Origin of the sequence: Bradyrhizobium sp. (genome assembly GCF_017881085.1) — a bacterium.
Classification (GTDB): Bacteria; Pseudomonadota; Alphaproteobacteria; order Rhizobiales; family Xanthobacteraceae; genus Bradyrhizobium.
The window spans coordinates 1-4315 of record NZ_JADGRI010000394.1; the positions used below are offsets into that span (position 1 = coordinate 1).

Here is a 4315-nt window from a genome sequence, read left to right on the forward strand (position 1 = left end):
GACGGGCTAATTGGAAATGCTCTCGACACCATCCAGGTAGCTGGATAATTCGTCCACCCACTTGCGCGACGCGTCGGTGTCGGAGTTCTCGGCCGCCTGCTGAAGGGCGGCACCGATGTCAGTAATCGCCTGGGCCGGCTCTTCGCGGCCCACTCCACAATGCGTTTGTGCTCGCCATATACGAATTGGGTCATTGTGGACGTTCACAAGCCGCAGCCTCGCTTCGTCCGTCGCATGTGCCCGGAGTTCAGTTGATACAGATCAACGTCTCCGCGGCGAAAACCCACGAGAGAGTTGGCCTGTGCGTGTTGGCGTTCGGCCACTGCAACCGAACCACTCGATCGGGGCAGCACCCCACCCGGAACAGGGCCGATTGACCCCTTGGAGGCACGTTTATGTCGGTCGTTACCACTGCCTGCAATCTGTTGGACCCTGCGGCGCGGATGTCGCTTGCCGCGGCCGCGCCCGAGCGCCTGCAACACCGGCCCGAGGGCGCGACATATCTCGACCTGCGCGGACTGCCGTTGGAGCCGCTGCCTGACATCGACGAAGAGCGGATCGCCGAACTGTGCCGGGTGGTTCGGGGTCTGATTTTCGCGGCGGTGGACGGCGCGCAGTCGGGGCACCCGGGCGGTTCATCGTCGAAAACCGAGCAGTTGGTGACCTTGCTGGCCAGCGGAGCGCTGGCCTTCGACGCCTGGCAGCCGAAGCGGGCCGGGCGTGACCGGGTGGTGTGGTCGGCTGGCCACTGTTCGCCGCTGTCGCACGCGTTGGGGGCGGTGGTTTACGAGAGCCTGCGCCGCAAGGGTGTCAAGCTGGCCGGCACCGACGCCGAGGTGGTGGTTTACCCCGAGGATCTGGCCCGCTTTCGCAAGTGGGGTGGGCCGAGCGGGCATGTCGAGTCGACCTATGCGCTGGCCGACACCTCGACCGGCTCGTCCGGGCACGGCTTCTCGGCGGCGCTTGGCTTTGCCCTGCTGCACCGCTCCTGCGGGCTGCCGACCAAGGCGTTCGCCATTGCCGGCGATGCCGAGACGGAAGAAGGGATGAGCTACGAAGCGCGCAACATGGCGGCCCGGCTGGGGCTGGGCAACCTGGTGGTGACGCTGGACTACAACACATTCGGCATCGACGGGTCGATCTTCGAAGCAATGCCGGCGCCGTACTTGAGCCACTGGCTATCGCACGGCTGGAACGTGATCGAAGCGGACGGGCATGCCATCCGCGAACTGGCCTATGCGTATCGGCTGGCGGTCGCGGGGTTCGGGGCGGAGCGGCCGACGGTCGTGGTCTGCCACACTATTAAGGGTTTGGGCTACGGCAAGCTGGAAGGCACCGGCGATTCACACGGCACCCCGCTCGCCCACGACGACTATGTTGCGGCGATGCGGGCGCTGGGATTCGCCATTCCCGGCGTCAAGGGCGAGGCCGCGGCGGATCTTGCGGTGGTGGTGGACGGCTTGAGCCGGGCGGACAGCGATTACCTGGCGGATCGACTGGCCGTTGCGGCAGCGAAGATCCCCGCCGAACCGGCGCTCGAATCCCGCATGGCGGCGACGCTGGCGGGCCGGACGCTGAAAGACTACCGCGCGCTTCGCCGGCCGGCCCAACTGCCGGCCGAACTGGTGTTCGAGGAAGGCAGCCTGGTTCCCACTCGGCGCGCCACCGAGGCGTGGTTCGCCTGGGCGATGCGGCAGACCGCATTCTTCTACGTCGGCGCCGGCGACCTGGCGAAGTCGGTGCTGACCAGCAAGGCCGAGCAGGTCTGGGGCCTCGTCGGGCCGGACAATCCGCTGGGCCGCGGCGTTCGCTTCGGCATTGCCGAACAGAACATGGCGATGATGTCGTGCGCCATGAGCCAGGACACGCTGCCCGGTGGCCATCGACCGATGACGGCGTTCGCCACCTATGGCGTGTTCACCCCCATGATGGCCAACCCGGTGCGCATGACGCTGATCAATAGCGCGGTCAACCCGGCCGCCAAGGCGTTCTTCATCATGGTGGCGGCGCACGATGGGCCCGAGACGGGCGAGGACGGGCCGACCCACCACGGACTGTTCTGGATGTCGCTGTTCACCGCCTATCCAGGGATCAAGGTGATGAAGCCGCTCGACGCCAACGAGGCGATCGAGATGCTGTTTCACGCGGCGGAGCTGGGCGAGCCGGTGGTGTTCTCGGTGGTGCGGCCGGGCGTGCCGGTCCTCAAGCGCGGCAACGGAATTCCGCCGGCCCGTGAGGCGATCAATGGCGCCTATGTGTTGAAGCCGTTCCGCGCCAGCGGCAAACCGAAGCTGGTGCTTGCCGTGTGCGGCGGCCAGGTGATGGCCAACCTGCTGGAGATCCTGCCCGAACTGGAAGAGCGGCACGACGTCAAGATCATCGCCGTGACCTCGCCGCAACTGTTCGAGGAGCTGCGCAAGACCGACCCGAAGAAGGCCGACGCCATCCTGTCAGCCGACGAGCGGCCGCACGTGGTGGCGCTGCACAACGGCTGGCGCGGCTTCCTCTATCCGTTCCTTCTGCCGGCCGACCACGCCGAGCGGAGCTTCGGCATGGATGACTTCCTGCGCTCGGGCAGCCCAAAGGAAATCTACCGGGCGGCAGGTTTCGACCCCGATGGGCTCCGCGAAAAATTCCGCAAGATGGATCGATGACCATTCGATTCCGTCGCCGACATAGAATCCGATCCAGCTAAAGACGGCAACAGGGTGGTGGCGCTTTGTATACCGTTGCGCTTCGAGCTGGCGCCCACCGGTCGTGGCCCCCCTTGGAAGCGGAACTCTTCAACTCTGCATCTTTTTGTTACCGGCCGACACCCACCCTAGCGAGCCTGCCTCGCGTCGGGGCTGTCGTTCAGTGTCGCTCCGCTATCCAAGACCTTGTCAGGCATGATGGTCCTCCCCCTAGCTCCGGAGACGGCATCTTATCGGCTCAGCCGATTACTTGGCTAGGTCGCTCGGATGCGGCCAATGTCTCTGTTGGGTCATGTATGGACGGCGCCCGCGGTGCAAGAGGAATCTGACTATCAGCGAAGCGTTCGGGTGCGGTCATGTATTCGGCCTTTGAGTGCAGCCGTTTGGCCGCTGGCCCTGATGTGATCCGCTGATCGGTCCCAAACAAAAGCACGCGTTCTTTCCTCGCGTGACCCAACACGGGTTTTCCGATCGACGGTCTCGACCGTTTCGCATCAATGTCTTCATCACCCCTGCAGTTCGTGAACGCGCTTACATATCCTACTTCTCTTCCTCGCCGAGCCCCTTTACGCGGCTTCCGCAAGCTCAGGCGCCCGATAGGTACCGCCGTGGGCCATCAATGCCCAGGCGGTGCGCGCCATTTTGTTGGCGAGCGCCACCGCCACGACCTTGAAGGGTCGCCGCGCCAGGAGTTGCGTGAGCCAGGGATATTTCCCAGGGTTCTCCCGGGCACGCCGCAGCACCGCGATCGCCCCGACGACGAGAATCCGCCGCAAGTAGCGGTCGCCCTGCTTGGAGATCGGCCCGAGCTTCTGTTTACCCCCGGTTGAATCCTGGCGCGGCACCAGCCCGATCCAGGCCGCGAAATCACGTCCCGACCGGAAGATCATCGGGTCCGCCACGGTCGCCACGATCGCGGTCGCCCCAAGAACGCCGATGCCCGGGATGGTTTCAACCCGCTGGCTCGCCTCGTTCGAGCGATGCTGCATCTTGATCCGCTTCTCGATCGATCCGATCAGCGTCTGCAGGGCCTCAAGCTGAGCCGCCAGCACAATGACGCTCGCCCGCGCATCGATCGGCAAGCGTTCATCGCGATCGTCGGCTACGATCGCACGCAATTCGCTGACCCCGGCGTCGCCCTGCGCCGCCACAATGCCGAGCTCGGCCAGATGCGCCCGCAAGGCGTTGATGATCTGGGTGCGCTGACGGATCAGCACATCGCGGGTGCGGTGCTGCATCAACTGACCCTGCTGTTCGGCCGACTTGATCTGCACGAAGCGCATGGTCGGACGCCGCACCGCCTCGCAGATCGCCTCGGCATCGGCGGCATCGTTCTTGTTGCGCTTGAGGTAGGCCTTCACGTCCTTTGCCGGCATCAGACGCATCTCATGGCCGAGCTTTCTCAGCTCGCGCGCCCAATAATGCGCCGTGGCGCAGGCCTCCATACCTACAAGGCACGGCGGCAGAGCCGCGAAAAAAGCTATCACCTGGCTGCGCCGCAGTTGCTTCCTCACAACCACCTTCTCCTTGGCGTCGATGCCATGGATTTGAAAAACGTTCTTGGCGATATCCAAACCGATCGTGGTAATTTGCATTTGGACGGTTCCCCTCATGTGATTCGT

3 protein-coding genes are annotated in these 4315 nt (G+C 64.6%); 1 reads left to right on the forward strand and 2 read right to left on the reverse strand.

Features of this window, described 5'->3' with window-relative positions:
• Nucleotides 1-6 precede the first annotated feature (6 nt).
• The gene (locus tag QZ213_RS25280; RefSeq protein ID WP_291688794.1) at nt 7-153 is read right to left on the reverse strand and encodes a hypothetical protein; all 147 of its coding nucleotides are present in this window, start codon (nt 151-153) and stop codon (nt 7-9) included.
• Between the two features lie 242 nt (nt 154-395).
• Between QZ213_RS25280 and QZ213_RS25285 the strand changes: the two genes are divergently transcribed.
• Nucleotides 396-2654 carry a 1-deoxy-D-xylulose-5-phosphate synthase N-terminal domain-containing protein gene (locus QZ213_RS25285; RefSeq protein ID WP_291688795.1) on the forward strand — a complete coding sequence of 753 codons (2259 nt, stop codon included), beginning with the start codon at nt 396-398 and terminating at the stop codon, nt 2652-2654.
• Between the two features lie 605 nt (nt 2655-3259).
• On the opposite strand, the gene QZ213_RS25290 is transcribed toward QZ213_RS25285, so the two are convergent.
• On the reverse strand, nt 3260-4288 hold the full coding sequence (locus tag QZ213_RS25290) for an IS110 family transposase (protein ID WP_291688796.1): 1029 nt from the start codon (nt 4286-4288) through the stop codon (nt 3260-3262).
• Nucleotides 4289-4315: the final 27 nt, after the last annotated feature.